This is a genomic window from Variovorax glucosi, assembly GCF_051216695.1.
Taxonomy (GTDB): domain Bacteria; phylum Pseudomonadota; class Gammaproteobacteria; order Burkholderiales; family Burkholderiaceae_C; genus Variovorax.
In genome coordinates, this window is record NZ_JBPJZE010000266.1 from 1 (window position 1) to 1,152 (window position 1,152).

Below are 1,152 nucleotides of genomic sequence, written 5' to 3' on the forward strand. Positions count from 1 at the left end.
CTTCCCTCCGACCGCGAGGCTCGCATCGCTGCCGCTGGTGAGCGTGCCATCCACGTTGATCAGATCGCCGTCCGTGGCGATGTGCAGGCTACCCGCATTCAGCTTGCCGCCTGTGTTGTCGAACCGGCCAATGTTTGCACCGAAGCTCTGGCTGACATTGAGCGTGCCGCCGGCGTTGCTGAAGCTGGCGCCGGACACGGCCATGGTGGCCACGTTGAGCGTTCCGCCCGCGTTGTCGATCTGTGGAGTCTTGAGCGTAATTGGGCCGCCTGCGTAGATGCGCCCGCCGTCGTTCTGGATCGTGCCGGCAGCGGCGATGGTGCCGGGAGATGGAGGAACAGAAGACGGCAGCGGCGATGCGCCACCGCTGGCTGCACCTGCACTCGGATTGGACGGATTCGAGGTAGCGGAGCCAGCAGACGTGCCGCCGGCGCTTGCCGTACCGCCTGCTTCGGCTGGCGACATCAATGGCTCCACACCGATCACACCGCCGTTCGTGTTGCTCAACACCGGCGAATCGGTCGTGAGGCCGGCCACGCTGGGCTGCCGGATGGTGCCGCCTCGGTTGTCGATGTTCGCGCTGCTGTTGAGCTCGACCCGCAGCCCTTCGAGCATTCCTGTGTTTTCCAGCCGCCCTTGCACCGTCACTACAAGACCGCCTGCCCCCGCGCCGACGCTGCCCGCATTGCGCACGCCGAGCCCCGCCTCGGTGCCGACGAGAGTGATTTTCTGGGCGTACATGCCACCCAGCGCGGCAACATCGAGTGCGAAGGCCGGTGCGGGCCCGGTGCCTGCAGTGGGCGTGACACTGCCGTGATCGGCGCTGACGTTGTTGGCACCCGTGACCACCTTGAGCTCGCTCGCCCAGATGCCAGCGTTGACCTGCACGGCCCGCGCAAGGATCGCCGCGTAGTCCGTCTTGCTGACATCGAGCCCCGCACCGTCGATACCGACGGTGCCGTTGCGTACGAGGAAACTGTCGAGTCCACCCGACGCGTTGAGCTGCGGCACGCCTGTGGTCAGCGTTGCCCGAGATGCGTTGATGAATCCGCCGCCATTCACGGAGATGCCCGCCGGGTTGGCAATGATCACCTCTGCGCGCGGCCCACCCACTTCGATATACCCGCGCAACTGCGTCGGGTTGCCGCCATT

General features: G+C 66.1%; 1 protein-coding gene. It reads right to left on the bottom strand.

The window, feature by feature from the left end; all coding sequences use genetic code 11:
• Positions 1-1,152, bottom strand: a 1,152-nt coding sequence (locus ACSFA3_RS24845) for a two-partner secretion domain-containing protein (protein ID WP_435508024.1), incomplete at both ends; no start/stop codon positions are given.